The sequence below is a fragment of the Nonomuraea sp. NPDC049480 genome (genome assembly GCF_044465905.1).
In the GTDB taxonomy this organism is placed as follows: Bacteria; Actinomycetota; Actinomycetes; order Streptosporangiales; family Streptosporangiaceae; genus Nonomuraea.
On the sequence record NZ_JBITMD010000004.1, the window covers coordinates 538,240 to 563,617 of the forward strand.

General features: G+C 72.1%; 20 protein-coding genes. 11 read left to right on the forward strand and 9 right to left on the reverse strand.

From position 1 onward, the window contains the following. Positions 1–9: 9 nt before the first annotated feature. The 4 genes from ACIBX3_RS15645 to ACIBX3_RS15660 are packed head-to-tail and all read right to left on the reverse strand — an operon-like array spanning position 10 to position 4,018. The gene (locus ACIBX3_RS15645; RefSeq protein ID WP_397117262.1) at positions 10–591 is read right to left on the reverse strand and encodes a GTP-binding protein; all 582 of its coding nucleotides are present in this window, start codon (positions 589–591) and stop codon (positions 10–12) included. Then, on the reverse strand, positions 572–922 hold the full coding sequence (locus ACIBX3_RS15650) for a DUF742 domain-containing protein (RefSeq protein ID WP_397117264.1): 351 nt from the start codon (positions 920–922) through the stop codon (positions 572–574). Before ACIBX3_RS15650 ends, ACIBX3_RS15645 begins: the two co-directional genes overlap by 20 nt. Then, positions 919–1,344 carry a roadblock/LC7 domain-containing protein gene (locus ACIBX3_RS15655; protein ID WP_397117266.1) on the reverse strand — a complete coding sequence of 142 codons (426 nt, stop codon included), beginning with the start codon at positions 1,342–1,344 and terminating at the stop codon, positions 919–921. Before ACIBX3_RS15655 ends, ACIBX3_RS15650 begins: the two co-directional genes overlap by 4 nt. Further along, entirely contained in the window at positions 1,325–4,018 is a 2,694-nt protein-coding gene (locus ACIBX3_RS15660; protein WP_397117268.1) for a nitrate- and nitrite sensing domain-containing protein, read from the reverse strand. The genes ACIBX3_RS15655 and ACIBX3_RS15660 overlap by 20 nt, the downstream gene beginning before the upstream one ends. A gap of 478 nt (positions 4,019–4,496) precedes the next feature. Between ACIBX3_RS15660 and ACIBX3_RS15665 the strand changes: the two genes are divergently transcribed. Together ACIBX3_RS15665 and ACIBX3_RS15670 are read left to right on the forward strand one after the other, a co-directional pair. Beyond that, positions 4,497–6,380 (forward strand): glycoside hydrolase family 97 catalytic domain-containing protein, encoded by a 1,884-nt coding sequence (locus tag ACIBX3_RS15665; RefSeq protein WP_397117270.1) that lies wholly within the window; start codon positions 4,497–4,499, stop codon positions 6,378–6,380. A gap of 48 nt (positions 6,381–6,428) precedes the next feature. Then, entirely contained in the window at positions 6,429–8,849 is a 2,421-nt protein-coding gene (locus ACIBX3_RS15670; protein ID WP_397117272.1) for a glycosyl hydrolase family 95 catalytic domain-containing protein, read from the forward strand. 153 nt (positions 8,850–9,002) lie between these two features. On the opposite strand, the gene ACIBX3_RS15675 is transcribed toward ACIBX3_RS15670, so the two are convergent. Beyond that, on the reverse strand, positions 9,003–9,290 hold the full coding sequence (locus tag ACIBX3_RS15675) for a hypothetical protein (RefSeq protein WP_397117274.1): 288 nt from the start codon (positions 9,288–9,290) through the stop codon (positions 9,003–9,005). A gap of 220 nt (positions 9,291–9,510) precedes the next feature. Between ACIBX3_RS15675 and ACIBX3_RS15680 the strand changes: the two genes are divergently transcribed. The 4 genes from ACIBX3_RS15680 to ACIBX3_RS15695 all read left to right on the forward strand — a co-directional run bounded on the left by ACIBX3_RS15680 (position 9,511) and on the right by ACIBX3_RS15695 (position 13,857). After that, the gene (locus tag ACIBX3_RS15680; RefSeq protein ID WP_397117276.1) at positions 9,511–11,616 is read left to right on the forward strand and encodes a PQQ-dependent sugar dehydrogenase; all 2,106 of its coding nucleotides are present in this window, start codon (positions 9,511–9,513) and stop codon (positions 11,614–11,616) included. 11 nt (positions 11,617–11,627) lie between these two features. Then, entirely contained in the window at positions 11,628–12,524 is an 897-nt protein-coding gene (locus ACIBX3_RS15685; protein ID WP_397117278.1) for a sugar phosphate isomerase/epimerase family protein, read from the forward strand. An 88-nt stretch (positions 12,525–12,612) separates the two neighbouring features. Further along, the gene (locus ACIBX3_RS15690) at positions 12,613–12,756 is read left to right on the forward strand and encodes a hypothetical protein (protein ID WP_397117280.1); all 144 of its coding nucleotides are present in this window, start codon (positions 12,613–12,615) and stop codon (positions 12,754–12,756) included. 324 nt (positions 12,757–13,080) lie between these two features. Next, complete coding sequence (locus ACIBX3_RS15695) at positions 13,081–13,857, forward strand: ankyrin repeat domain-containing protein (RefSeq protein WP_397117412.1); 777 nt, start codon at positions 13,081–13,083, stop codon at positions 13,855–13,857. 71 nt (positions 13,858–13,928) lie between these two features. Here the strand turns inward: ACIBX3_RS15695 and ACIBX3_RS15700 are convergent, their stop codons facing one another. The 3 genes from ACIBX3_RS15700 to ACIBX3_RS15710 are packed head-to-tail and all read right to left on the reverse strand — an operon-like array spanning position 13,929 to position 18,258. Then, the gene (locus ACIBX3_RS15700) at positions 13,929–15,443 is read right to left on the reverse strand and encodes a tannase/feruloyl esterase family alpha/beta hydrolase (RefSeq protein ID WP_397117282.1); all 1,515 of its coding nucleotides are present in this window, start codon (positions 15,441–15,443) and stop codon (positions 13,929–13,931) included. Continuing rightward, the gene (locus ACIBX3_RS15705) at positions 15,440–16,936 is read right to left on the reverse strand and encodes a CocE/NonD family hydrolase (protein ID WP_397117284.1); all 1,497 of its coding nucleotides are present in this window, start codon (positions 16,934–16,936) and stop codon (positions 15,440–15,442) included. Before ACIBX3_RS15705 ends, ACIBX3_RS15700 begins: the two co-directional genes overlap by 4 nt. A gap of 11 nt (positions 16,937–16,947) precedes the next feature. Continuing rightward, a complete protein-coding gene (locus ACIBX3_RS15710; RefSeq protein ID WP_397117286.1) occupies positions 16,948–18,258 on the reverse strand; it encodes a CitMHS family transporter in 1,311 nt (436 codons plus the stop codon). Between the two features lie 110 nt (positions 18,259–18,368). Between ACIBX3_RS15710 and ACIBX3_RS15715 the strand changes: the two genes are divergently transcribed. The 3 genes from ACIBX3_RS15715 to ACIBX3_RS15725 all read left to right on the forward strand — a co-directional run bounded on the left by ACIBX3_RS15715 (position 18,369) and on the right by ACIBX3_RS15725 (position 21,474). Continuing rightward, complete coding sequence (locus ACIBX3_RS15715; RefSeq protein WP_397117288.1) at positions 18,369–19,304, forward strand: LysR family transcriptional regulator; 936 nt, start codon at positions 18,369–18,371, stop codon at positions 19,302–19,304. A 90-nt stretch (positions 19,305–19,394) separates the two neighbouring features. Continuing rightward, positions 19,395–20,597 carry a CaiB/BaiF CoA transferase family protein gene (locus tag ACIBX3_RS15720; protein WP_397117290.1) on the forward strand — a complete coding sequence of 401 codons (1,203 nt, stop codon included), beginning with the start codon at positions 19,395–19,397 and terminating at the stop codon, positions 20,595–20,597. Next, complete coding sequence (locus tag ACIBX3_RS15725) at positions 20,587–21,474, forward strand: HpcH/HpaI aldolase/citrate lyase family protein (protein WP_397117292.1); 888 nt, start codon at positions 20,587–20,589, stop codon at positions 21,472–21,474. Before ACIBX3_RS15720 ends, ACIBX3_RS15725 begins: the two co-directional genes overlap by 11 nt. Positions 21,475–21,495: 21 nt before the next feature. Here ACIBX3_RS15725 and ACIBX3_RS15730 read toward each other — a convergent pair whose 3' ends face one another. Then, on the reverse strand, positions 21,496–23,412 hold the full coding sequence (locus ACIBX3_RS15730; protein ID WP_397117294.1) for an aconitate hydratase: 1,917 nt from the start codon (positions 23,410–23,412) through the stop codon (positions 21,496–21,498). A gap of 105 nt (positions 23,413–23,517) precedes the next feature. On the opposite strand from ACIBX3_RS15730, the gene ACIBX3_RS15735 reads away from it, so the two are divergent. After that, entirely contained in the window at positions 23,518–24,705 is a 1,188-nt protein-coding gene (locus ACIBX3_RS15735) for an SRPBCC family protein (RefSeq protein WP_397117296.1), read from the forward strand. A gap of 54 nt (positions 24,706–24,759) precedes the next feature. Next, entirely contained in the window at positions 24,760–25,377 is a 618-nt protein-coding gene (locus ACIBX3_RS15740) for a protein-L-isoaspartate(D-aspartate) O-methyltransferase (protein WP_397117298.1), read from the forward strand. Position 25,378: the final 1 nt, after the last annotated feature.

Below are 25,378 nucleotides of genomic sequence, written 5' to 3' on the forward strand. Positions count from 1 at the left end.
GGCCGCCGGTCAGATCCCCTCCACCGCGTACGTGACCAGCGTGGTGAGCACGTTCTTGACCGACTCGCGCTCGCGCACGTCGCACAGCACGATCGGGGTCTTCTCGGTCAGCCCGATCGCCCGCCGCACCTTCACCGGGTCGTGGCGGCGGGCGCCGTCGAAGCAGTTCACGGCCACCACGAACGGGATGCCGCGCTGCTCGAAGTAGTCCACCGCCGGGAAGCAGTCCTGCAGGCGGCGGGTGTCGGCGAGCACGACGGCGCCCAGCGCGCCGAGGGACAGCTCGTCCCACATGAACCAGAACCGGTCCTGCCCGGGGGTGCCGAACAGGTACAGCCACAGCCCCTCGCGGATCGTGATGCGGCCGAAGTCCAGCGCCACGGTGGTGGTGGTCTTGGCCTCCACGCCCGAGATGTCGTCCACCCCGACGCCTCGCTCGCTCAGCAACTCCTCGGTGTGCAACGGCCGGATCTCGCTGATCGTGCCGACCATGGTCGTCTTGCCGACGCCGAAGCCGCCCGCGATGAGGATCTTGATGGCCAAGGCCGAGGCGACCGCGGTAGCCCCCGGCTCAGAGGCTGCGTAGTCCATGCAGCACTTCCCTGTAGATGCGTTCGTCGATCGTCTGCGCCACGGGGCGCGGGCGCTCGATGGTGACAAGACCCTCGCGCCGCAGGTCGCCCAGGATCACCCGGGTGATGTTGAGCGGCAGCCTGAGGTGCGCCGCGACGTCCGCCACCGGTGTGGGCCTGCGGCACAGCGACAGCGCGGCACGATGCTCCGGGATCAGGCCCGCGGGCTCGTAGGAGCCGCTGACCGTCGTGACGATGGCAACCAGGTCGAACGTCTCGCCCTGCGGGCGCGCCCTCCCCCCGGTCAGCCCGAACAGCCGGATCAGCGGCCCGGGATCCTCTCCTGTCACGGTCTCGCGCCGTTCCAGGCAGGTGCCGGCGCTGCTCCCCTCGGCTGGGCGGAAAGATGCTCGCCGACCCTCTTGACCATCAGCGCCATCTCGTACGTGACCATGCCCAGCTCGGCGTCGCCCGAGGCGAGCACGGCCAGCCGGGCACCCTGGCCGGCGGCGGTCACGAACAGGAAGCCGCCCTCCATCTCGATGATCGTCTGCCGGACGCCGCCCAGGCCGAAGTGCCGTCCCGCACCCATGGCCAGGCTGTGGCTGCCGGCGGAGATGGCGGACAGGTGCTCGGAGTCCTCCCGTGTCAGCTCCCGGGAGCCGCCCATGGCCAGCCCGTCGGCGGACAGCACGATGGCGTGCCGGATGCCGGGGACGCGCTGGGTGAGGTCGTCCAGCAGCCAGCTCAGTTCACTTCTGGGGTCGGGCATCGGGATGGTCGTCCTTTCGATTCCGCGCGTCTGGTCCCTGCTCCGCCTGCTGGCGGCCCTGCTGCCAGCCGCGTTGCATGGACGACATGAGTTGTGAGAGCTCCTCCGGCGAGCGCACCGACACCGTGCGCGGCTGCGCGCGCCTGGTGGCGCGGAGCTGCGGGGCCATGCTGGCCTGCGGTACGCGCATCGGCAGCCCGTCGAGGTCCTCGTCCGTCTCCTGGGCAGGCACCGTGACGCTCCAGTCGGTGGGCGGCCCGGAGAATTCGTCCGATCCGGCGCCCGGCCCGCGCGTCGGCCAGGCGGCGGGCCCACCGCCCGGCCCGCTCCCTGGCACGTTCCCAGTCCTGCCCCCAGCCCCGGTCCCCGGCGCGTTCGCCGGTCCGGGCACCGGGTCGGTCGCCGGCCCCATCCCGGTCGTCATACCGTGCCTCGGCACGGGGCGGGCCTCGAACCAGGCCACGTGCTCGGGCTCCGAAGTACGACCCGGCGCACCGCCAAGGTCGGCCAGGCCATGGCCGCCGCCCGGGAATCCCCGCTCGCCCAGTGCCTCCTGGCCGGTCAGCACCTCCCGCTCGTCCAGGACCTTCCGGCTGTTCAAGAGCTCCCGGCTGTCCAGAGTCTCCGGCTGGAAAGATGAGACGGGCGGCGAGAAGGGCTCCGGGGTGACGGCCCCCCCGTAGGTCCGTGCCTCGGCGGTCGCCGTGCCGATCGCCCGCATGGGCCGGCCCGACCGGGTGGCGGACTGGTCCGCCGGCCCCGCTCCTGGCGCGACGGCCGGGTCCTCGGGGGCGGACAGCATCCCGGAGGGCAGCAGCACGATCGCGGTGGTCCCGTCGTACGGCGACCGGCGCAAACTGATCCTGACGCCGTGCCGGGCCGCGAGCCGGGACACCACGAACAGTCCGAGCCGGTCGCTGTCGGCCAGGTCGAACTCCGGCGGATCGGCCAGCCGCGCGTTGAGATCGTCGAGCGTGGCCTGGTTCAGCCCCAGCCCCCGGTCCTCCACCTCGAGCGCGAAGCCGTTGGCCGCGGTCATGCTGCGGATGTGCACGCTCGTGTCCGGCGGGGAGAAGACGGTGGCGTTCTCCACCAGCTCGGCGATCAGGTGGATCACGTCGGTGACCGCCGCGCCGACCAGCAGCGGCGCGTTCGGCATCGGCGCGACGGTGACGCGGGTGTAGTCCTCGACCTCCAGCACCGCCGCCCGTACGACGTCGAACAGCGGCACCGGGTCCCGCCACCGGCGCGCGGGCGCCGAGTCGGACAAGATGATCAGGTTCTCCGCGTGCCGCCGCATGCGGGTGGTCAGGTGGTCCAGCTTGAACAGGTCCTCCAGGACCTCCGGCTCCTCGACCCGCCGCTCCATGGTGTCGAGCAGCGAGAGCTGGCGATGCAGCAGCGCCTGGTTGCGCCAGGCCAGGTTGAGGAAGACCTGGCCGACGCCCTTGCGCAGGGTCGCCTGGCCCACCGCGGCCTCGACGGCCGTGCGGCGTACCGCGGAGAACGCGTCCACCACGCGGTCGACCTCGGCGGTGTCGGCCGGGGGGAGGCCGGGGGCCTCGGTGGCCGGGTCCACGTCGTCGCCGCGGCGCAGCCGCTCGACCAGCCGGGGCAGCCGCTCCTCGGCCAGCTCGACCGCCGAGGCCTGCAGCCGCCTGAGTTCGAAGACCAGCGAGCGGCCGAACCGGTACGACAACGCCACCGACACGATCACCGCGGCCAGACCCAGGAGCAGGACCAGCCCGATCCGCCAGTACGCCCCGCTCTTCTGCGAGGCCGTCTCGGCCGCGGAGCGGTCCAACTCCTGCTGCGTGTCGAGGTAGATCGCGCCGAGCATGGCCGCGGCGTCGCTCTTCCACTGGGCGGGGTCGACGGGCGGCGGGCCACCGGTGGTGTCCCAGTTGAACAGCTCGTCCTCCGACTCCAGCAGCCGCTTGTACGCGGCGCCGTTGAGCAGCTTGTCGAAGTTCACCCGCAGTTCGGGGCCCACGTCGCGCTCGGCATTGGCGAAGACGGTCCGGCGGCTGGTGAACGCGGCGATGAACGCGGCCCGGTCGGTGGGGGTCATCCTGCGTTGCGCGATCGTGCTGGTGATGACGGCGTGCTCGCGGCCCAGGTACTCCGCCGTGGCGCTGTAGGCCGCCATGCCGCGTACCGAGCGGAAGGCCGAGACGTCGCTCAGCGCGTCGCGGTCGCTGAACTGCTTGTTGGCGGCGTCGATCAGGTTGTCGTACGCCTGGATGATCTTCAGCGGCGGGGACAACGCGCCCGAGTCGGCGGACTCGCGCAGCGACCGCAGCCCGTCGAGCGCCTGGAGCAGTGCCCGCACCTGGGCCGGCGTCTCCGCGCCCTCCGACTGGACGTCGACGGAGCTGATGATCTGGCGCAGCCGCTCAGCCTTGTCATCGGTGACCTTCCGCTGATGGCTCAGCGGCACGGACGTCCCGGTTTCGCGCGGCGCCTCAGCGGATAACTGGCGCTCCCGCTGCAACTCGATGACCAGCTGCAGCACCGGGGACCCGATGGCCTCCCACCGGTCCTGCGCCTGGGAGACCGTGACGATCTCCTCCACACTGGAGTACGCGATGAACCCCCACAAAGCGACCATGGAAACCAGCGGAAGCAGGAGGATCCTGAGCAGCTTGGTACGGATCGGCGGGGGTGAGGTCATTCATCTTTCCCATTCGCGCTAGGAGATGCGCCGCTGGCAGTCGTGAACCTTGCCGCCCCCGAGATGCCTGCCACGACTGGTACGCCTGTGGTCCGTCCACTATGCCGATGGGGCACATGTACTTCAAGGTACAGATGCGAAGAATCACCGCGAATGGCGGGTTGACTCCCTGTCAACATACGGTTCGTAACCGTAGCCGTGGATTTGTCACTTAAGGTGATTGTCAGCGCACGATTGTGATAATCAACACCACAAACGGGCCGTCCGTCGCTGTCTCGGCGACCTCCTCCGGGGCCTGGCACCCAAATCTCCACGCGCTGAGCACAAGGGTGCGATCAGGCGCGTCATGATTCGGCCGGCTCCGCGCCGACGGAACGCCGAATTGAAGGAAGAGACCCGACCTGAAAGCTGGCCACGCGTAAATCCACGAGTTACGATCCTGAAACACATCCGATGTATGTGGCCCGCAGGAGCCCCCATGCTGACCGCCACACCGATGCGCCTGTTCGCCGCCCTCCTCCTGGCTCTCTGTCTTCTGCCCGCTCTCCCCGCCCGGGCCGCCGCCGGGGGAAGCTGGAAGATCTCCGGCTTCCCCGGCGGCCCCGCGGCCGAGCTCGCGCTCGATCACCAGACGGGCGCCCTCACCGTCGCCGTGACCCGCCGCGGCGCCCGCGTCCTCGAGCCCAGCCCCGTCGGCATCGTCACCGAACGGGCGGACCTGTCCCAAGGACTGCGGTTCCTGCACCGCCGCGACCGCCTCGTGGCCGAGCACTACACCACCGCGGTCGGCAAGCGGCGCAAGCGGCTCGCGCTCATGCGCGAGGCCGTGCTCGCCTTCGAGAACGCCGCCGGCGCCCGCCTCGACCTGGTCGTCAGGGTCGCGGGCGACGGCGTCGCCTACCGCTATCGGCTGCCGGACGACCACGGCGCCGTGCTGCGCGAGGCGTCCGCGTTCACGCTCGCCCAGGACGCCACCGCCTGGCTGGCCCGGCACCGCCGCGACTACGAGAACCCGTTCGCCCAGTACCCCGCCCCGGCCGCGCCCGCGGCCGACTACATGGTGCCCGCCCTGTTCGAGACCGCCGGCGGCCACCTCCTGATCACCGAGTCCGCCCTGGACGGCCGCTACTCCGGACCGCGGCTGACGCACGAGGAGGGCACCGGCACGTACCGCCTGCAGCTGTGGGACGAGCGGGTCCAGGTCGCCGGCCCGCTGGAGACGCCGTGGCGGGTGATGATCGCCGGGGACCTGGCCGCCGTCACCGAGTCCACGCTGGCAGACGACCTCGCCCCCGCCTCCAGAGTCCGCGACACCTCCTGGATCGAGCCGGACCAGGTGTTGTGGACCTGGCTCGCGGGCGGCAGGGAGGCCGGGCAGAGTCTGGAGATCCAGAAGGGCTACGTCGACTACGCCGCGGAGCGCGCCTGGCCATACGTGGCGGTTGACGCCGGCTGGTACTTCCTGCGCGACCAGTGGGACGTCACCGACCCCGACTGGCCGGCCACGAGCTGGATCCCGCAACTCGTCGAGTACGGGCGGGCCAAGGGCGTGGGCATCCACGTCTGGATCCACTTCCGCGACCTCGACACGCCCGAGGAACGCGCCCTGTGGCTGCCGACCCTGAACCGCTGGGGCGTGCGCGGCGTCAAGATCGACTTCATGGACGCGGAGTCACAGGAGCGCCTGCGCTGGTACGACGAGATACTCCCCGCCACGGCCGCGAACCGGCTCATGGTCAACTTCCACGGCTCGACCGTCCCCAAGGGCGTCCACCGCACCTGGCCGCACGTCATGACCATGGAGGGCGTGCACGGCGGAGAGAAGCGCACGCTCACCACCGCCCACCTGACCACCCTGCCCTTCACCAGGAACGTCATCGGCTCCATGGACTACACGCCGATGGCCTTCCACCGCCCCTCCCGGCCCACGTCCGACGCGCACGAGCTGGGCCTGGCGGTGACGTACGAGTCGGGACTGCAGAACCTCGCGGGCACCGTCGAGTCCTACCGGGCCAGGCCGGAGGCCGAACGCTTCCTCGAGCAGGTCCCCACCGCCTGGGACGAGACGCGGCTGCTGTCCGGCCGTCCGGCCGACCACGTGGTGCTGGCCAGGCGGAGCGGCGACCGCTGGTTCGTGGGCGCCGGCGTCTCGGGCGCGGCGCGCACGCTGGACGTCCCGCTGAATCTGCCGCACGGCCGCTGGCTGGCCGAGGTCGTGCGCGACGGCGAGACCGGCCTGGTGCGGGAGAGCCACGTCATCGACGGGCCCCGCGGCCGGCTGGCGGTGGCGGTTCCCGCCGAGGGCGGGTACGCGGCGATCGCCTGCCGATGGCGCCCTGGGATCACGACATGTGACCGATAGACCTCCGACCTCCAGTTCCTTCACACCTCCGATGTATAGGTGCACCTTATGAAAAGACGGTTGCTGGCAGGGCCGATCGCGCTCCTGATCGGTTCGGCGCTGGCCGTGGTCCCGGCCGTACAGGCGCAGGCAGGGCGGGCGGCGGAGCCGTACACGTTGTGGTACGACGAGCCGGCCCCCGACACGAACGAAGGCTGGGAGACGCGGTCACTGCCGATCGGCAACGGCGCGATGGGCGCCGCCGTGTTCGGCGGCGTGCGGGCCGAGCGGCTGCAGTTCAACGACAAGACCCTGTGGACCGGCGGCCCCGGCGTCCCCGACTACACCTACGGCAACTGGGACACCCCGCGGCCCGGCGCGCTGGAGGCGATCAGGGAGCGGATCTGGAAGGAAGGCGGCATCTCGCCGAACGACGTCCTGGCCGCGCTCGGGCTGAAGTCGGACACGCCGCGCCACCGCAGGTTCGGCGCGTACCAGAGCTTCGGCGACGTGCGCCTGGCCTTCCCCGACCTGCCGGAGCAGGCAGGGGACTACCGCAGGCGGCTCGACCTCGCCCGCGGCGTGGCGGGCGTGTCGTTCACGGCCGGCGGCGTGCGCCACACCCGCGAGTACTTCGCCTCGGCGCCCGCCGGCGTGGTCGTGGCCAGGCTCGCCGCCGACCGGCCCGGCGGGGTGGCGTTCACCGCGAAGATCGCGGTCCCGGCCAACCGCTCGGCGACGGCGACCGCCGGCAACGGACGGATCACCGTCAAGGGGGCGCTGACCAGCAATCAGATGGCGTACGAGGCCCAGCTCCAGGTGCTCACCCAGGGCGGGACCAGGACCGACAACCCGGACGGCACCGTCACCGTGATCGGCGCCGACTCGGCGGTCCTCATCCTCGGCACCGGCACCGACTACGCCGCCGACTACCCCACGTACAAGGGCGAGGACCCGCACGCCAAGCTCACGGCACGGGTCGACGCCGCCGCGCGCAAGGGGTACGCCAGGCTGCTGGCCGCCCACCGCGCCGACCACGCCGCCCTGTTCGACCGGGTACGCCTGGACCTGGGCGGGAGCCTGCCCGAGATCCCCACCGACGACCTGCTGGCCGGGTACGGCACCGACCCGGCCGCCGACCGGGCCCTGGAGCGGCTGTTCTACCAGTACGGCCGCTACCTCCTCATCGCCTCCTCCCGCCCCGGCTCGCTGCCCGCCAACCTCCAGGGCGTGTGGAACCTCCACGAGGCCCCGCCGTGGCAGTCGGACTACCACCTCAACATCAACCTGCAGATGAACTACTGGCCCGCCGAGATGACGAACCTGGCCGAGCTGGCCCGCCCCCTGCACGACTACGTGGACGGGCTGCGCGAGCCGGGCAGGGTGACCGCCAAGCAGATGTACGGAGCCGACGGCTGGGTCGCCCACCACGCCTCGAACATCTTCGGCCACACCGGCGCCTGGGACCACCCGGCCTACTTCTTCCCCGAGTCAGGGGCGTGGCTGTCCCTGCAGCTCTACGACCACTACCGCTTCACGCTGGACGAACGCTTCCTGAAGCGGACCGCGTACCCGATCATGAAGGAGACCGCGCGGTTCTGGCTCGACTTCCTGCAGACCGACCCCAGGGACGGCAAGCTCGTCTCCATCCCCAGCCGCTCCCCTGAGATCGGCCCGTCCACGGCGGGGGCGGCGATGTCGCAGCAGATCCTCTGGCACCTGTTCACCGACCTGCGCGAGGCCGCGCAGCAGATGGACGACGGGCGGCAGGCGGCCGCGGCCGCCGACGTGCTGGCCAAGCTCGACCCGGGCCTGCGGATCGGCAAGTGGGGGCAGCTCCAGGAGTGGAAGGAGGACATCGACGACCCGGCGGAGACCCACCGGCACGTCTCCCACCTGTTCTCGGTCCACCCGGGGCGGCAGGTCTCGCCGCGCACGACGCCGGAGCTCGCGGACGCGGCCAAGGTTTCGCTCAACGCCCGCACCGACGCGGGCACCGGCTGGAGCAAGGCCTGGAAGATCAACTTCTGGGCGCGGCTGCTCGACGGCGACCGCGCGCACAAGTTGCTGCGCGACCAGCTCCAGACCAGCACGCTGGCCAACCTGTGGGACACCCACCCGCCGTTCCAGATCGACGGCAACTTCGGCGCGACCTCCGGCATGACCGAGATGCTGCTGCAGAGCCACCTCGGCGCGATCGACCTGCTCCCGGCGCTGCCCGCCGCCTGGCCGGCCGGCCGGGTCGACGGCCTGCGCGCCCGCGGCGCCCACACGATCGGCCTGACCTGGGCGGCGGGGCGGCTGTCCGAGGTACGGGTGACGTCCGAACGCGGCGGCGCGGTGAAGCTGCGCAACGACGCGTTCCGCGGCGGGATCCGGATCACGACCGGCCACGGCCGGCCGGTGGCGCACACCATGGAGGGAGACATCGTGACGTTCCGGGCCCGTCCGGGCGGGGACTACCGGATCGTCGTCACCGCCCCGCGATGAGTTCTGAGGTCCGCGGAGGTCAGTCCTGAGGCAGTGCGGCCAGACTCCTCACACAGGATGGTCATGATGCCCGTGACGAGGGTCCGGCCGCGAACGCGATCCCAGATGATCAGCTGACGATCCGTGGCCGGCACGTCGGGGTGGGCGGAGTCGTCACGGCCCCACACCCAGGCGCGCCTCGCCGTGTCCAGGCTGCGGGCCGCCGGCCGGGAGGGTCTGAACAGTTGCCGGCACTCGCTGTGCGAGCCGGTGATCACCGGGAGAACCGCTGATCGATCTCCCGCTCAACGGGTTGCGACGAACGCGGTTCTCAGCCACGGTCCGCCCGAGCCTGCCGGACGGAGGAGGCCCCCCGTCCCACGCCTCCAGGCGCACGTCCGCGTACGCGGCGCCGTACGTGATGGCCGCCTCGTCGTCGATCGCCCGCGGCAAGTCCGCCATCGACGCCTCCCGGGGATGATCAAGGTACGGGCGTGACCCTAGCGGCCGGTCCCGGCATTCGGCGTACCGGACGTGGCCGCCGCATCTGCCCACTTAGTCCGAGCAGACGCGAAAGATGCTCGATTTCTCGTGATTAGCCCCTCCTCGATCGGCGTAACTCGGGTTACATTCACGTTACTTTGCCCTCTCTTATCCCCCCGAGTAGACCGAAGGGAGAGGCATGAGAGCAAGAACCATGATCGCGGCCATGAGCGCCGCGGCGATCCTCATGCCGGGCGCCGCCGCGCAGGCCGCCGGGATCTCCGGCGCCGCGGCCCCGCCGCCCGACAAGGACTTCCAGAAGGTGACGCTCAACGACAACCCTGGCGAGCCGATGGACCTGGCGGTGTTACCGGATTCGAGGGTCCTGCACACCACCCGGCCCGGCGAGGTCTGGTTACACGACCCGAAGACCGGCCTCAACACGCTGGCCGCGAGGCTCGACGTCTACCAGCACGACGAGGAGGGACTGCAGAGCATCGCCCTCAGCCCCGGCTTCGGCAAGGGCTCCAAGAAGGACGATTGGGTCTACCTCTACTACTCCCCGCCGCTCGACACCCCGATCGACGACCCGGCCACCCCCGACGTCAATGAGGGCGACGCCCCGTTCACCGGCACGCCGGCGGACTTCGCGCCCTTCAAGGGGCTGATCCGGCTGTCCCGGTTCCGCTTCGCCGGCGCCACCATCGACCTGCGTACCGAGCAGCGCATCCTGGACGTGCCTGTGGACCGCGGCATCTGCTGCCATGTCGGCGGGGACATCGTCTTCGACGCCGCAGGCAACCTCTACCTGTCGACCGGCGACGACACCAACCCGTTCCAGTCCGGCGGCTACACCCCGATCGACGAGCGGGCGGACCGGAACCCGGCGTTCGACGCCCAGCGCAGCGCCGGCAACACCAACGACCTGCGCGGCAAGATCCTGCGGATCAAGATACGCGACGACGGGTCCTACACGATCCCGCGCGGCAACCTCTTCCCGCCCGGCACGCCGCGCGCCCGGCCGGAGATCTACGCGATGGGCCTGCGCAATCCGTTCCGGATCGAGATCAACCGGTCCAACGGCGATCTCTACGTCGGCGACTACTCGCCGGACGCGCAGGAGGCCGACCCGCAGCGCGGCCCGGCCGGGATCGGCAAGTGGGCGGTGGTGCGCAAGCCGGGCAACTACGGCTGGCCCTATTGCGCGACGGCGCGGCTGCCGTACGTCGACTACGACTTCGCGACCGGTGCGTCGGGCACTCCGTTCAACTGTGCCGCGCCCGTCAACGAGTCGCCGCGGAACACCGGCCTGCGCAGGCTGCCGCCGGTGGTCCAGCCGCAGGTGTGGTACTCGTACGGCGCGTCGCAGGAGTTCCCGCAGCTGGGCACCGGCGGCATCGGCCCGATGGGCGGGCCCGCGTACGACTTCGACCCGAGCGACACGCGCGGCCGCGCTCCCGTGGCCTGGCCGAAGTACTACGACGGCGTCCCGCTCTTCTACGAGTGGACCCGCGACTACGTCAAGGCGTTCCACCGGGACGGGCAGCGGATCGAGGACGTGCTGCCCTCGTTCGTCTTCGACAACCCGATGGACGTCGAGTTCGGACCCGAGGGAGCGCTCTACGTGCTGGAGTACGGCGACGGCTTCTTCCAGGAGAACCCCGACGCCCAGCTCGCGCGCATCGACTACATCGGCCACACCGGAAACCACACGCCCATCCCGGTCGCCGCGGCGTCGGTGACCGCCGGGCACGCGCCGCTCACCATCCAGTTCACCAGCGCCGGCACGACCGACCCCGACGGTGACAGGCTCCGCTACGCGTGGGACTTCAACGCCGACGGCAGGGTCGACTCCCGCAGCCCCGAGGCGTCGTACACCTACCGGCAGAACGGCCTCTACAACGCCACCCTGCGCGTCACCGACGACAGCGGCATGTCGGCGGCCACGTCGGTGCGGATCGTGGTCGGCAACGCCGCGCCGGTCGTGGAGCTGGTCCGGCCCGTCGAAGGGCAGGCGTTCTCCTTCGGCGACGTCGTCGAGTTCGAGGTACGGGTCACCGACGACCAGCCGGTGAACTGCGCCAACGTGACCGTGGACTACATCCTCGGCCATGACGATCACGGCCATCCCCAGACCACGGCCCGCGGCTGCTCGGGCTCCATCCAGACCACCGTGCCCAGCGGCCACGACCCGGAGACCGACGAGCTCACCGGCGTCTTCGTCGCCGGTTACACCGACCCCGGAGGTGGCGACCTGCCCCCGCTGACCGGCACCGACGAGGTCGTACTCCAGCCCACACGTTAGGAGATCCACCCATGTGCTACGGCTACGGCCCCAGCAGACGGTCCCTGCTCGCAGGGGGCCTCGGGCTCGGGGCGGCCGCCCTCGCCACCGCTTCCCCCGCCGCCGCGGCGACCCCGCACCCCGCCCACTGGGGGGAGCGCATCCCCTCGAACCAGATCAGCATCCAGCTCTGGACGGTACGGGACGACCTCGCCCAGAACTACGACGCCACCCTCGCCTACCTGGCCGAGATCGGCTACCCGAAGGTCGAGCTCGCGCTCGGCTACTTCGGCCGTACGGCGGCGCAACTCCGCGCGTTCCTCGACGGGCTTGGCATCCGCTCCACCTCCAGCCACGACGGCATCAGCCCCGACGACGCCGCGCTGGAAACGAAGATCGCCAACGCGCTCACGCTCGGCCAGTCCTACATCGTCGTGCCCTACCTGAACTCCACCAGCGAGGACGAGTGGAAGGCGTGGGCCGAGCGCATGAACGTCGAGGCGGCGGCCGCCCGCAAGGCCGGCCTGCGGTACGGCTACCACAACCACGCCCACGAGTTCACCATCGACCTCGGCGGCGGGAAGACGCCCTGGGACGTGCTCACCTCCGAACTCGACCCGCGCCTGGTCCACCTGGAGATCGACATCTACTGGGCGGTCACCGGCGGCGTCGGGCGCGGCGTCGCGGACCCGGTGCGCTTCACGCTCGACGTCATCCGCAAGGCGCCGCAGCGCGTGCTGCAGTTCCACGTCAAGGACCGGCACCTGGACGGCGACATGGCCGACCTCGGCACCGGGACGATCGACTTCCGGCGGATCTTCGACCGGCACCGGGTCAAGGAGTACATCGTGGAGAACGACACGCCTGACGTGACTCCCCGGCAGACGGCGGAGGTGGGATACCGCTACCTGCGGAAGGTGCGATTCTAAGGATCATCGCGCCCCGGTGACCCCCGCCGCGCCCGTCCACGGTCACGGCCGGGGGATCCCGGGACGCCGATGGTGGCCGGCGCCTGCGGTGAAGCGCACGCCGGTGAACGGTGCGCGCCAGGCCGTGACCTCGGCCGCGAGCCTGGCCGCGTTCGCCGCCATCGCCCGCCCGTACGCGGCTCCCTCGGCCTTCCAGCCGAGCATCGTGACGGCCGGCGCGGCGGGGCGATGATCTCGATCCGTTCGATGGCCTCCAGCCCCGTCTCGTACTTCTCACCCGGATGGCCGAGCGAGGCGCGCGGGCCGAGCCCGGCCGACAAAAGGGCCTTGGCCTGGGGATTCATGACGTTCGGCGCCGGGTTGAGATTGACCGTCTCGGCCTGGTGGATGCGTTCGTTCCACGTCACCAGCCGGCGGATCTCCTGGAGTGTGGCGGCGGGCGGCCGCCCGGCCAGGGCGTCGCCGACGTCGCGCGTCAGCCGCTCACCGGCGGCGGAGACCCAGGGGCGAAAACCGGTGGATCATGACGGCGGCGCCGTACAGAATGGGCCACGTGATGGGGGACGAGCTCGTGACGGCGGCGGCGATCGGGGACGCCGGGGAGGTCAGGCGGCTGCTGGGCGGCGGCGTGGCCCCGGACGCGCCGGACGAGGACGGCAGCACGGCCCTCTACCGGGCCGCCGTCCATGGGGACGCGGGCGTCGTGCGGATTCTGCTGGGGGCCGGGGCCGATCCCGACGTGGAGAGCGGCGGCGATACCGACGGGCTGCCGCTGTGCGGCGCCGCGGTCTGGGGGCACGCCGAGGTGGTGACCGCGTTGCTCGACGCCGGCGCCGATCCCGATCGGATCGAGGACGCCGAGAGGTCCGCCATGACCGCCCTGCACTGGGCGGCGTCGAACGAGCACCTGACGGTCGTGAACGCCCTGCTCGACCGGGGCGCCGCGCCCGACGTGAGCGACGTCGCCGGACGCACCCCGCTGTCGCACGCCGCCGAGCGCGGCGCCACGGCCGTGGTCCGGACCCTGCTCGACCATGGGGCGAGCCCCGCTCACGCCGACCGCGAGGGCCGGTTGCCCGTCGATCTCGCCCGGCGCCACGCCGGCCGCGACATCGAGTCGGAGCTACGCGCCCAGGCCGCCGAACACGCCCCGCCCGGGGCGCGGATCACCGTCCGCCGGGAGGAGTCCGAGGGGGGCGACGTGCGGATGGTGGCCGAGGTGCGCGACGGCGAGGGCGAGCTCCGCTCGGAACGGCGGCTCGGCACCGGCCACGCCGAGATCGTCCGCCTCCTGGAGGCCGCCGCATCCGGCCACCCCGGCCATCCGGGCTAGGACCTGGCCCGCCCACCTGCTTTCGCCCGGACGAGCACATCTCCACTCGCCCGGCGGGGCGGCCGAGGTGGTCAGCACGTGAACGGCCTGATGGAGCGGGTCGTCGCGACGCCGTCCGCCGGGTTGTCGTCGACGTACTTCGTCGCGACGATCTCGGCCGGCGCCGCCCCCTGCTCGACCCAGCGCACGATGGGGGTCAGCGTGTCGAAGACGTTGGGGCCGGGCCCTCGGCCGCAGTGTGCCATGCCGGGCATCAGGAACAGCCGCGCGAACTCCCGGGTCTCCCGCTCGCGCCCGCCGGAGGTGGCGCGCACCACCTGGCGGTAGTAGTCGATGGTGTCGTACGCGGAGACGACCGGGTCGGCCCAGCCGGTGTACATGATGAGCTTGCCGCCGCTGCGCCGGAACGGCCTCAGGTCGGGGTCGGTGGCGTTGATGACCGGCCCGAGCTTCCGTTCGGCGAAGCGCAGGTCGCGGCGGAAGTCGAAGGACCGCCAGTTCCAGTCCGGGTCGTCGAACACCCAGTGCCGCCAGAAGTTGACGCGGGCCGGCTGGGTGGTGCCCCAGTAGCCGCTCCACCCGATCAGCACCCGCCCCGCCGCGTCCACCACCGGCGCCTCGCTGCCGACCGGCCAGCCGGGGTAGATCCGCCGGCCGGTACGCGGGTCGCGGGCGCCGGCGTACATCTCCCGCAAGGCCTGGACCTGGCGCTCGGTCAGGCACGTGGGGGCGTCACCGGCGGGGCAGCGGAGCGAGGCGGGGTCGAAGGAGCAACGCCGCGGGTCGGTGAGGAAGACGTCGGTGGCCAGGCCGCCGTCCCTGCCCCGGCACTGCTTGACGGCGGCGTCCGTCAGCAGCGGCAGTTTGGCCGCGGGCACGATCGGCGTGGAGTCGTCGCCGGGGGCGTGGTTGCGGAGGAACTGCCAGAGGAAGCCGGCGTTGAGCGCGACGCGGTTGTTGCCCGGCGCCCCGGCCACGATGCCGTCGAAGTCGTCCGGATAACGCTGGGCCTCCATCAGCGCCTGGTGGCCGCCGGTGCTGCAGCCGATGAAGTAGGAGTAGCGCGGCTCGGCGCCGGTGTACGCCTCGGCGATCAGTTTGGCGTTGACGATCGTCTCGTGGACGGCGCGGTGGCCCCAGTCCACGATGATCTCGGGATTGGCGGCGCCCTGCACGAACACGTCGGGGTCGTCCCCGGTGTGCCCGGTGTCGGTGCCGACGGTCGCGTACCCGGCCGCCAGCGCGGGCCCGCCCATGGAGGCGAAGTCGATGGCCGAGCTGTAGCCGCCGTTGCCGAACATCAGCAGCCGCCGGTTCCACTGTCCGGGGATCCACACCTCGAAACCGATGGCGGAGCCCGGCACCGGTTCGGCGACGCCGTGAACGCGGCAGAACGCGGGCACGGACGGCAGCACGCGGCCGTCGGGAGCGGTGTGGCGCCCGGCCGGCACCGGCTCAGCCGCGGTGATCGTCGTGTGCGGCAGCGCCGTGCCGGTCAGGCTCTCGCAGCCGGTGCCGGCGGCCGCTGCGGGGACCGCGGGGAGCGCCAGCAGCAGTACGGCGATCAGGGCCAGGAGGCGGCTCACCGTACGTCCTTCCAGGTCGTGAGGTGGATCTCGGTGCCGCCGCGGCCCAGGCGCAGGGCGACCTGCCCTCCGGGGGCGTCGGAGTCGATCTCCGGGTGATCGTCGCCGGACACGATGATGCGGAGGCTGTGTCCGGCGCTCAGCCGGTAGTGGGTCGGCCAGGCGCGGATCTCCAGGTCGTACGTCCTGCCGGGCCGGACGGGGACGGCGCGCTCGTGGCCGAAGCGGTGGCTCGCCTTCAGCCAGCCCTGGGTGATGCGGGTCGCCGTGCCGTCGGGGGCGACGTCCTCGGCCACGACCGCGATGTTGCCGTCGGCGGCGGTGAAGGCGGCGCGGACCTTCGCCGTGATGTCGCCGGCCAGGACGACGTCGCGCGGGTAGGGGTGCGTCTGGAAGGTCAGCCGCTCGTCCGGGGTGGAGGGGGCGGGGTCGGTGTTGACGGTGAAGCGGCGGGTGGCGGGCGCGCCGGCGCCGGTCGTCAGCGTGCCCTCGGCGCTCAGGCCGAGCCGCGTCTGCCGGGCGCCGGGAGGGGGCCAGGTGGCGAACCGCTGCCAGCCGGCGCCCGCGCCGGGGCCGGGGATCTCGTACGAGGTGACCCTGGCGGCGGGCAGGGGCGCGTCCCGGCGTCCCGCGAGCCAGCGGTCCCACCAGGCGAGGTAGGGGCCGTTGCCGATGTCGGCGTGCTGGCTGGCCGGCCAGCCGTGCTGCCAGGGGCCGGCCACCAGCCAGACGTTCCTGGGGCGGGCCTGGAAGTTCTCCACCATGGGAGCCCGGTACCTGTCGTACCAGCCGGCGATCTCCAGGACGGGGATGTCGAGGTCCGCCCAGCGCGCCTTGACACTGCGCTCGCGCCAGAAGTCGTCGTACAGCGGGTGCTGCGCGTAGGTCACCAGGGTGTCGGGAGCGACGGCGCGCTGCCAGTCGCGAATCCTGGCCGAGTAGATGCCGCCGCGGTAGATCGTGTTCTCGTACCAGTCGCTGATCCCGTCGACGGGGATGATCGCCGCCAGATGCGGCGGCTTGTTCACCGCGACGAGGAGGGAGGAGTGGCCGCCGTAGCTGACCCCCATCTGCCCGACCTTGCCGGTGGACCAGGGCTGGACGCCCAGCCACTCGATGAGGTCGTAGTTGTCGCGCTGCTCCTGTGGGCCGAACGGGTCGAGCCGGCCGGGGGAGTCGCCCGAGCCGCGGGCGTTGCAGACGGCGGCGTTGTAGCCGCGCGTGACGAAGTACGCGGCCGCCCGGCCCAGGGTTTCGAGCTGGTCGTAGGCGGTGTAGTCGTAGACGATCACGGGGAACCGGCCGTCGGCGGCCGGGCGGTGCAGGTCGCAGGCCAGGTGGCCGCCATCGCGCAGCGGCACCGAGACACGCTCGGTGCGCACCTCGTACGCGGCGGGCCGGTCGTAGGAGAAGAAGGGGTCGGTGCCGGCGTGGGCGGGGGTGGGCACGATGAGCGGAAGCGTGAGCAGGGCGGCGATCCAGCCGTTCCTCATGAGCGGACTCCTCAGAGCGAGATGGCGCCGGTCAGGAGCGCGGCCACGGTCATGACCGCCGTGGTGCCGAACGCCCAGGCGAAGATGAAGCGCTGGTGCCGTCCGAGATCGACGCCGCTCATCCCGACGAGGATGAACGTCGCGGCGGTGAGCGGGCTGAGCGGGAAGCCCGTGGTCATCTGGCCGAGGATGGCGGCCCTGGCGATCTCGGCGGACTCCACGCCGAAGCCGCCGGCGGTCTGCGCCAGCACGGGCAGCACGCCGAAGTAGTAGGCGTCGGGGGTGAAGACCAGGCTGAGCGGCATGCCCGTGAGCGCCACCAGCACCGGCAGGTGCCCGCCGAAGGAGTCGGGGATGATGTTCACGAACGCCGTGGCCATCTGGTTGATCATCTTGGTGCCGGTGAGGATCCCGGTGAAGACGCCCGCCGCGAAGATCATCGTGGTGACCAGGACCACGCTCTTGCCGTGCCTTTCGAGCAGCTCCTGCTGCTTCTCCCAGGTGGGGCGGTTGACCAGCAGCGCGATCGCGAAGCCGACCACGAACAGCACCGGCAGCGGCATGACCTCGAGCACCAGCCCGGCCAGCAACGCGACGGTCAGCATGAGGTTGAAGACGGCCAGGGCCGGATGCGCGCGTGTGCGCTCCGGCGCCAGGGGCGTCCCCGGGCCGTCCCCGACGACCTGCGGCTGCGGCGGCAGGGTCACCGTGCCGAGGCGGCGGCGTTCCCGCAGCCCGATCAGGTACGACGCCACCAGCACCCAGACGATGCCCGCGACCATCGCGGGCAGCACCGGCGTGAACACCTGCGAGCTGTCCAGCTTCAGCACCGCCATCGCCCGCGCCGTGGGACCGCCCCACGGGATCATGTTCATCACGCCCGCGCCCAGGCAGACGACGCCGCTGAGCACCAGCGGGCTCATGCCGAGCCGCTTGTAGACGGGCAGCAGGGCCGAGACGGTGATGAGGAACGTCGAGGCGCCGTCGCCGTCCAGGGCCACGCACATCGTGATGACGGCCGTGCCCACGGCGATCCGCATCGGATCGTCCCGGGCCACGCGCAGGATGCCGCGGATCAGCGGATCGAACAGCCCTGTGTCGATCATCAGGCTGAAGTACAGGACAGCGAAAGCGATCATGATGCCGGTGGGCGCCACCTTGGTCAGCCCGTTGAGGATCATGGGACCCATCTCGGCGGCGAAGCCGCCGGCGACCGCCGCGAGCACGGGGACCAGCACCAGTGCGGTGAGGACCGAGACGCGCCTGGTCATGGTGAGCACCAGGAACAGGCCGATGGTGAGGAAGCCAAGGAGCGCGATCATCCGGGCGGCCCTTCTTTCGGGAGGTTACGGAGAAGTTTCCGAGCGCCGACCTTTCACGTCCACCATCAAAAGTGGATTTATCCATGCGTTGTGCGCAAAAGTAGGGGTCCATGGACGCCAACCTCCGGCAGCTCTCCGCGTACGTCGCCGTGGCCAAGGCGGCGAGCTTCACCGCCGCGGCGGCGCAGTTGCGCGTCTCGCAGTCGACGCTGAGCCGCGCCGTGGCCGACCTCGAGCGCGTGCTCGGCGTGCGCCTGCTGGAGCGCGACACCCGCAACGTCCAGCTCACCGCGGCCGGCCTGGAGACGCTGCGCGTCGCCGAGCAGATCGTCGGCGCCCACGAGTCCGGCATGAAGGAGTTGCGGCGCTACCTGCTCGGCGAGTCGGGCGTGGTGGCCGTGGCCATCCTGCCCTCGGTCGCGGCGGTGCTGCTGCCGCGCCTGATCTCCGCGTTCCGCCGGCAGCGTCCGCGTGTGACCGTCCGCATCATGGACGGGCTGGAACGGGCCGTGCTCGGCAAGGTGTTGTCCGGGGACGCCGACTTCGCCATCACCACGGTCGGCGGGCGGCAGGACCGGCTCGAACACCGCCCGCTGATCCGCGACCGCTTCCACGCCGTCCTGCCCGAGGGACACCCGCTCGCCGAGCGGGACGAGGTCACCTGGGAGGACCTGGCCGCCGAGCCCTTCCTGGCCGTCGGCGCGGAGTCCAGCGTCCGCAGGCTCACCGACGCCGCCTTCGCCCAGGCGGGGACCGGCGCGACACTCGCCGCGGAGGCGAGCAACGTGGCGACGGTGGGCGGGCTGGTCGCCGCCGGCCTCGGCGTGTCCGCCATGCCCGCCCTGGTGCTGCCCCTCCTCGGACCCGGGCACATCGTGCACCGCCCGCTGGTCGCGCCCGTGGTCGAGCGCCGCCTGGACGTCGTCGTACGGGCGCGGCGGACCCTCCCGTCCACCGCGGCCGCGTTCCTCGGCCTGCTGGAGGAGTCCCGTGCGCAGGCGCTTGAGGTGCCGATGGGAGCCTCCTGGGTCCCCGCTAATGCATAAATCGCATGAATTTATCGACATATCGTGCTGGACCCGCATTTCTCCGCATGGGCAGGATGACAGGACCGGACAGGACGAAGGAGCTCATGCGTGGCCTCTGAACAGCGCGGGCAGCTGCGCGGACTGAAGGTGGTGGAGTTCGCCCACGTGGTCGCCGGGCCGCTGGCCGGCTCGATGCTCGCCGACCAGGGCGCGGACGTGGTCCATGTGGAGCCGCCCGGCGCCGGCGACGCCGCCCGCGCCATGGGCCCCGCGCGGGACGGCGTGCCGCTGTGGTTCAAGGTCGCCGGCCGGAACAAGCGCTCCGTCACCCTGGACCTGCACGATTCCGGCGGCCGGAGCGTCGCGCACCGGCTCGTGGCCTGGGCGGACGTCGTGATCGTCACGTTGCGCGCCGGCCGGCTGCGGGCCTGGGAGCTGGACTGGGAGGCCGTGCACCGGATCAACCCCAGGGCGGTCCTGCTGCAGATCTCCGGATTCGGCGCGACCTCGTCGCAGGCCGACGCGCCCGGCTTCGGCAAGGTGGGCGAGGCCAGGAGCGGTGTGGTGCACCTGACCGGGTTCCCGGACGGCCCGCCCGTGCACACCGGGTTCTCCCACGGTGACGCCGTGACCGGGCTGATGGGCGCGTACGCCGTGCTCGCCGCCCTGCACCGCCGGGCGAACGACCCCGGCTTCGACGGCGAGTGGATCGACCTCGCCCTCTTCGAGCCGCTGTTCCGGCTGGTGGAATGGCAGGTCATCACGCACGACCAGCTCGGCGACGTGCCCGGCAGATCCGGCAACCAGCTGGCCGTCGCCCCCGCGGCCGTGATCAACACGTACCTGTCCCGCGACGGCGACTGGATCACCGTGACCTCCGCGACCCTCCGCTCCGTGCTGAACGTCGTCCGCCTCCTGGGCCTGCCCGAGGAGGAGTTCGCCACGACGCAGCGGCAGCTCGCCGGACGCGAGCGGCTGGACCAGGGGCTGCGCGCCTGGGTGGCCGGACGCGGGACCGACGAGTGCCTGCGTGCCTTCGCCGCGGCCGAGGTGGTCGCCTCACGCGTCTTCACCGCCGCGGACATCGCCGCCGACCCCGTCTACGCCGAACGCGGCGACATCGTCACCGTCGACGACCCCGACCTCGGCCCCGTCCGCATGCAGGCCGCGCTGCCGCACTTCCGCCAGGAACCCGGGCACGTCTGGCGTACCGGGCCCGCGCTCGGACAGGACAACGACCTCGTCTACCGCGACTGGCTCGGGCTCGGCACGGACGAGATCGCGGACCTGGAGAAGCGCGGTGTCATCTGACCGGCCCCCGCTGCGCTCCCTGCTCTTCGTCCCGGGAACCAGAACCGAATGGCTGGCCAAGGCGCAGGCCGCCGGGGCCGACGCGGCCATCCTCGACCTGGAGGACGCCGTCCCGCCGGCCGAGAAGGCCGCCGCCCGTGCCCGCGTGGCCGGCGCCGTCGCCGCTTTCGCGGGGGACATGGCGCTCTTCGTCCGGATCAACCCCCTGGAGGACTGGGCGGCGGCCGAGGACCTGCGTGCCGTCACGCACGCCCGCCTCGCCGGAGTGGTCGTCCCCAAGATCGCCGGTACGGCGGACGTGCGGCTGGCCGACCGGCTCCTGACCTGGTGCGAGCGCGAACACGGCCTGCCCGAGGGGCGCATCGCCCTGGTGCCGCTGCTGGAGAGCGCCGCGGCGCTGCGGGAGGCGTACGACATCGCCCGGGCCGCCTCCCGCGTCGCCTACCTGGGCGCGGTCACCGGCAGGGCGGGCGACGTCGAGCGGGCGATCGGCTACCGCTGGAGCCGCGAGGGCGTCGAAACCCTGGCCCTGCGCTCCCGGGTCCTGCTGGACGTCCGGGCGGCGGGCACGCCGTGCCCCGTCGCCGGCCTGTGGACGCCCATCGGCGACCTCGACGGGTTGCGGGCCTTCGCCGAGCAGAACCGCTCGCTCGGCTACGAGGGCATGATCGCCATCCACCCCTCCCACGTTCCGGTGATCAACGAGGTGTTCTCGCCCGGCCCGGAGGAGCTCGCCCGCTACGAACGGCTGATCGCCGCGGTGGAGGCGGCGCAGGCGCGCGGGGCGGGGGCGATCGCCTTCGAAGGCGAGATGGTGGACGAGGCCATGGCGGCCAGAGCCCGAGCCGCCCTCGACCGGGCCGGGCGCGGCCGGTGAATCGAGGGCGAAACGCGGCGACTATCCGGGTTCGGCGTTCCTGACCTGGGGGATCCAGCCGCCGGCCAGGACCATGGCACGCTGGCGGGCGGACAGGCGGTGCCGCAGGACGACCCCGCCGGCGGTGATCTCGCCGCCGGTCTCCACCGCCTTGCGCAGTCCGTCCAGCCGCAGCTCGTCGCCCTGGCCGAACCGGTCGTAGCCGGCCTCGTCGGCGAACTCCAGAGCCAGCACGCCGAAGTTGGCCAGGTTCTGCCAGTGGATGCGGGCGAAGGACTTGGCGATCACGACCCGCAGCCCGAGGTGGCGGGGGACGATCGCGGCGTGCTCCCGCGAGGAGCCCTGGCCGTAGTTGCGCCCGCCCACGACGGCGTGCGGCCCCGCGGCGCGGGCCCGCTCCGGGTAGGTCTCGTCGATCTGGCCGAAGGCGAAGTCCGCCAGCGCCGCGATGTTGCTGCGGTACGGCAGCGCCCGGGCGCCCGCGGGCATGATCTCGTCGGTGGAGACGTCGTCGCCGACCTTGAGCACGACCGGCAGGGTGAGCGAGTCGGGCAGCGGGTCCAGCTCGGGCAGCGTGCCGATGCTGCCGGCCTTGACCAGCTCGACCCGGCGGGCCTCCTCCACCGGCAACGGCCGCTGCAGCGGGGCGGTGATCAGGCTGGCCGTTCGCGGCTCGCGTATCTCAGGACGGTCCAGGCCGAGCTCGCGCGGGTCGGTGATGGCGCCGGTGAGCGCCGCCGCGGCGGCGGTCTCGGGTGAGCAGAGCCACACCGAGTCGTCGTGGGTGCCGGAGCGGCCGGGGAAGTTGCGGGGGAAGGTCCGCAGGCTGTTGCGGCCGACGGCGGGGGCCTGGCCCATGCCGATGCAGCCCAGGCAGCCCGTCTGGTGGATGCGGGCGCCGGCCTCGAGCAGCGCGGTGACGGCGCCGGACTTGGTGAGGTCGGCCAGGATCTGCCGCGAGGTCGGGTTGATCTCCAGCGACACCTGCGGATGCACCTGCCGGCCGCGCAGGATCTCCGCGACCACCGTGAAGTCGCGCAGCCCGGGATTGGCCGACGAGCCGACCACCACCTGGTGGACCGGCTCGCCCGCCACCTGCCGCACCGGGACCACGTTCCCCGGCGAGCCGGGCCGCGCGATCAGCGGCTCCAGGGCCGACAGGTCGAGCTCGTCGCGCAGGTCGTATCCGGCGTCCGGGTCGGCCGTCAGCTCGGTGTGGTCGTCCGCCCGTCCCTGCGCCTCGAGGAACTCCAGGACCCGCCCGTCGGAGGGGAAGACCGACGTGGTGGCGCCCAGCTCGGCGCCCATGTTGGCGATCACGTGCCGGTCCATCGCGCTCAGCGTGCCGAGCGCCGGGCCGTGGTATTCGACGATCTTGTGTACGCCCCCTGACACCCCGTGGCGGCGCAGCAGCTCCAGGATGACGTCCTTGGCGCTCACCCAGTCCGGCAACGCGCCCGCCAGCCGGATTCCCCAGATGCGCGGCATGGTCACGTACAGCGGCTGCCCGGCCATGGCCATCGCCACCTCCAGACCGCCCACGCCGATCGCCAGCATGCCGAGCGAGCCGGCCGCGCACGTGTGGGAGTCGGCGCCGGCCAGCGTCCTGCCCGGCACGCCGAAGTGCTGCATGTGGGTGGGGTGGGAGACGCCGTTGCCGGGCGGCGAGTACCAGATCCCGTACCGGCGGCAGGCGGAGCGCAGGAACAGGTGGTCGGCCATGTTGCGCTCGTCGGACTGCAGGAGGTTGTGGTCGACGTACTGCGCCGCCACCTCGGTGCGTGCGCGGTCCAGGCCCAGCGCCTCCAGCTCCAGCATCACCATCGTGCCGGTGGCGTCCTGGATCAGCGCCTGGTCGACGCGTAGCCCGATCTCCTCGCCCGGGCGCATCTCCCCGTCGACGAGATGCGCGCTGATCAACTTCTCGGCCAGGTTCACGGCCGTCCGGCTACCCGGGCGGGGGCATGGACAAACCCCGCGAGCAGGTCGTTAGCGGTCCACGGGCTGGGGTAGCCGCGCTGGTAGGGGAGGAAGGGGAAGATCGTGCGTACGCGTGAACTCGACTCGGCGGTGACAGGGGAGACAGGGCGTCCGTGGGCCAGGACCGCGGCCATGCTCGGCGCGAGCGCCGCCGCGGGCGCCACCCTGGAGTATCTGTACGATCCCGACCGCGGCCGAAGTCGCCGGGCCAAGGCACGCGACCAGGTCTCGCACGCCGTTCATGAGCTGTCGTACGCCCTCGGCCGGGTGAGCCGCGACCTGAACAACCGGTCGCGCGGGATCGCCGCGGGCACCCGCTTCCGGTTGATCGGCCGTTCCACGGACGACCGGATCCTGCACGAACGTGTACGCGCGGAGCTCGGCCGCTATCTCACCCACCCGCATGCCGTCCACGTGACCGTCGAGGACCGCGTGGCGCGGCTGGAAGGCGACGTGCTCAGCGGCGAGGAGCGGCGGGCGGCGCGCGCGGTCCGCCGCATCCCCGGCGTGAAGGCCGTGGACGCCAAGTGGAACGTCCGCCGCGACCCGTCGGGGGTGCCGCAGCTCCAGGGGGCGGGCCGGGTCCGGCCGCCCGTTCCCGAGCTGTTCCAGCAGCACTGGGCGCCGTCGGCCAGGTTCCTCGCCGGCACGGCCGCCGCCGCCCTGTGGGTCTACGCCCGCCGCTTCCCGCCGGGGATCGCCTGGACCCTGCGCGGCGCCGGGACCGCGCTGGGCGCCCGCGCCGCCACGAACCTCCCCCTGCGCCGGCTGACGGGCATCAACGCCGGCCGGCGCGCCGTCGACATCAACCGCGCCGTCTCGATCGCGGCGCGCCCGGAGGATATCTGGCCGCTGGTGAGCGACTACTCCCTCTTCGCAAGGTTCATGCCCGATGTCCGGGAGGTCCGGCGATCCGCCGACGGCGTCCGGTCCCACTGGGAGATCAGCGGCCCCGCCGGCCGGCCCATCAGATTCGACGCCGTCGAGACCAGCCGCGAGGAGGGCAAGCACATCACCTGGAAGTCCGCCGAGGGCCAGCTGATCGCCCACACCGGGGCGGTGCGGCTGACCCCCGAGGAGGGCGGCAGGACGCGGGTGCAGGTGCAACTGGCCTACAACCCCGTGGCGGGCGCCGCCGGGCACGCCGTCGCCCGGCTGCTGGGCGCGGATCCTGCGACGAGGCTCAGGGAGGACCTGATGCGGCTGAAGTCGTACGTCGAGGAGCGGCACCGGCCGGCGATCACCCGATAGCCGTTCCGCGACCGAGCAGGTGTGCTTCCCCGGCCGCCGGGGGAGTGGGGAGTCATGGCCCGGATGCTGGTGGAGGTCATCCGGCAGATGGGGATCAACGACCCCCGCCTGCTGGCCGCCGTCGCCGCCACGCCGCGCGACCGGTTCGTGCCGCCGCGCTCGGCCGCGCGCGCCGAGCGGGACGAGCCGATCCCGATCGGCCACGGGCAGCCCACCTCCCAGCCGTCCCTGGTCGCCCAGATGATCGACGCGCTGGTGCTGACCGGCACGGACACCGTCCTGGAGATCGGCACCGGGTACGGCTACCAGACCGCTCTGCTGGCCCACCTGGCCGACCGCGTGTACTCGGTGGAACGCTACGCCGACCTGGCCGAGCACGCGCGGGAGAACCTCGCCGCGATGGGCATCACCAACGTCGAGGTGGTGGTCGGCGACGGCACCGCCGGCCTGCCCGAACACGCCCCCTTCGACGCGGTCGTCGTGTCCGCCGCGGCCGCCGCGGTGCCCGCCCCGCTGGCCGAGCAGCTCGCGGAGGGCGGCCGCCTGGTCATGCCGATCGCGGCGGGCGTGGCCGACCTCGTCACCCTGTTCTCCAAGCGGCATGGCCGCCTGGAGAAGCGGCGGTCGCTGACGCCCGCCCAGTTCGTCCCCCTCGTGGGCAAGCACGTGTGAG

Excerpts from the sequence above, each read along its gene's own strand:
- ACIBX3_RS15645 (WP_397117262.1), bottom strand. The coding sequence starts at position 591 with ATGGACTACGCAGCCTCTGAGCCGGGGGCTACCGCGGTCGCCTCGGCC.
- ACIBX3_RS15655 (WP_397117266.1), bottom strand. The coding sequence starts at position 1,344 with ATGCCCGACCCCAGAAGTGAACTGAGCTGGCTGCTGGACGACCTCACC.
- ACIBX3_RS15660 (WP_397117268.1), bottom strand. The coding sequence starts at position 4,018 with ATGACCTCACCCCCGCCGATCCGTACCAAGCTGCTCAGGATCCTCCTG.
- ACIBX3_RS15665 (WP_397117270.1), top strand. The coding sequence starts at position 4,497 with ATGCTGACCGCCACACCGATGCGCCTGTTCGCCGCCCTCCTCCTGGCT.
- ACIBX3_RS15670 (WP_397117272.1), top strand. The coding sequence starts at position 6,429 with ATGAAAAGACGGTTGCTGGCAGGGCCGATCGCGCTCCTGATCGGTTCG.
- ACIBX3_RS15675 (WP_397117274.1), bottom strand. The coding sequence starts at position 9,290 with ATGGCGGACTTGCCGCGGGCGATCGACGACGAGGCGGCCATCACGTAC.
- ACIBX3_RS15680 (WP_397117276.1), top strand. The coding sequence starts at position 9,511 with ATGAGAGCAAGAACCATGATCGCGGCCATGAGCGCCGCGGCGATCCTC.
- ACIBX3_RS15685 (WP_397117278.1), top strand. The coding sequence starts at position 11,628 with ATGTGCTACGGCTACGGCCCCAGCAGACGGTCCCTGCTCGCAGGGGGC.
- ACIBX3_RS15695 (WP_397117412.1), top strand. The coding sequence starts at position 13,081 with ATGGGGGACGAGCTCGTGACGGCGGCGGCGATCGGGGACGCCGGGGAG.
- ACIBX3_RS15705 (WP_397117284.1), bottom strand. The coding sequence starts at position 16,936 with ATGAGGAACGGCTGGATCGCCGCCCTGCTCACGCTTCCGCTCATCGTG.
- ACIBX3_RS15710 (WP_397117286.1), bottom strand. The coding sequence starts at position 18,258 with ATGATCGCGCTCCTTGGCTTCCTCACCATCGGCCTGTTCCTGGTGCTC.
- ACIBX3_RS15715 (WP_397117288.1), top strand. The coding sequence starts at position 18,369 with ATGGACGCCAACCTCCGGCAGCTCTCCGCGTACGTCGCCGTGGCCAAG.
- ACIBX3_RS15740 (WP_397117298.1), top strand. The coding sequence starts at position 24,760 with ATGGCCCGGATGCTGGTGGAGGTCATCCGGCAGATGGGGATCAACGAC.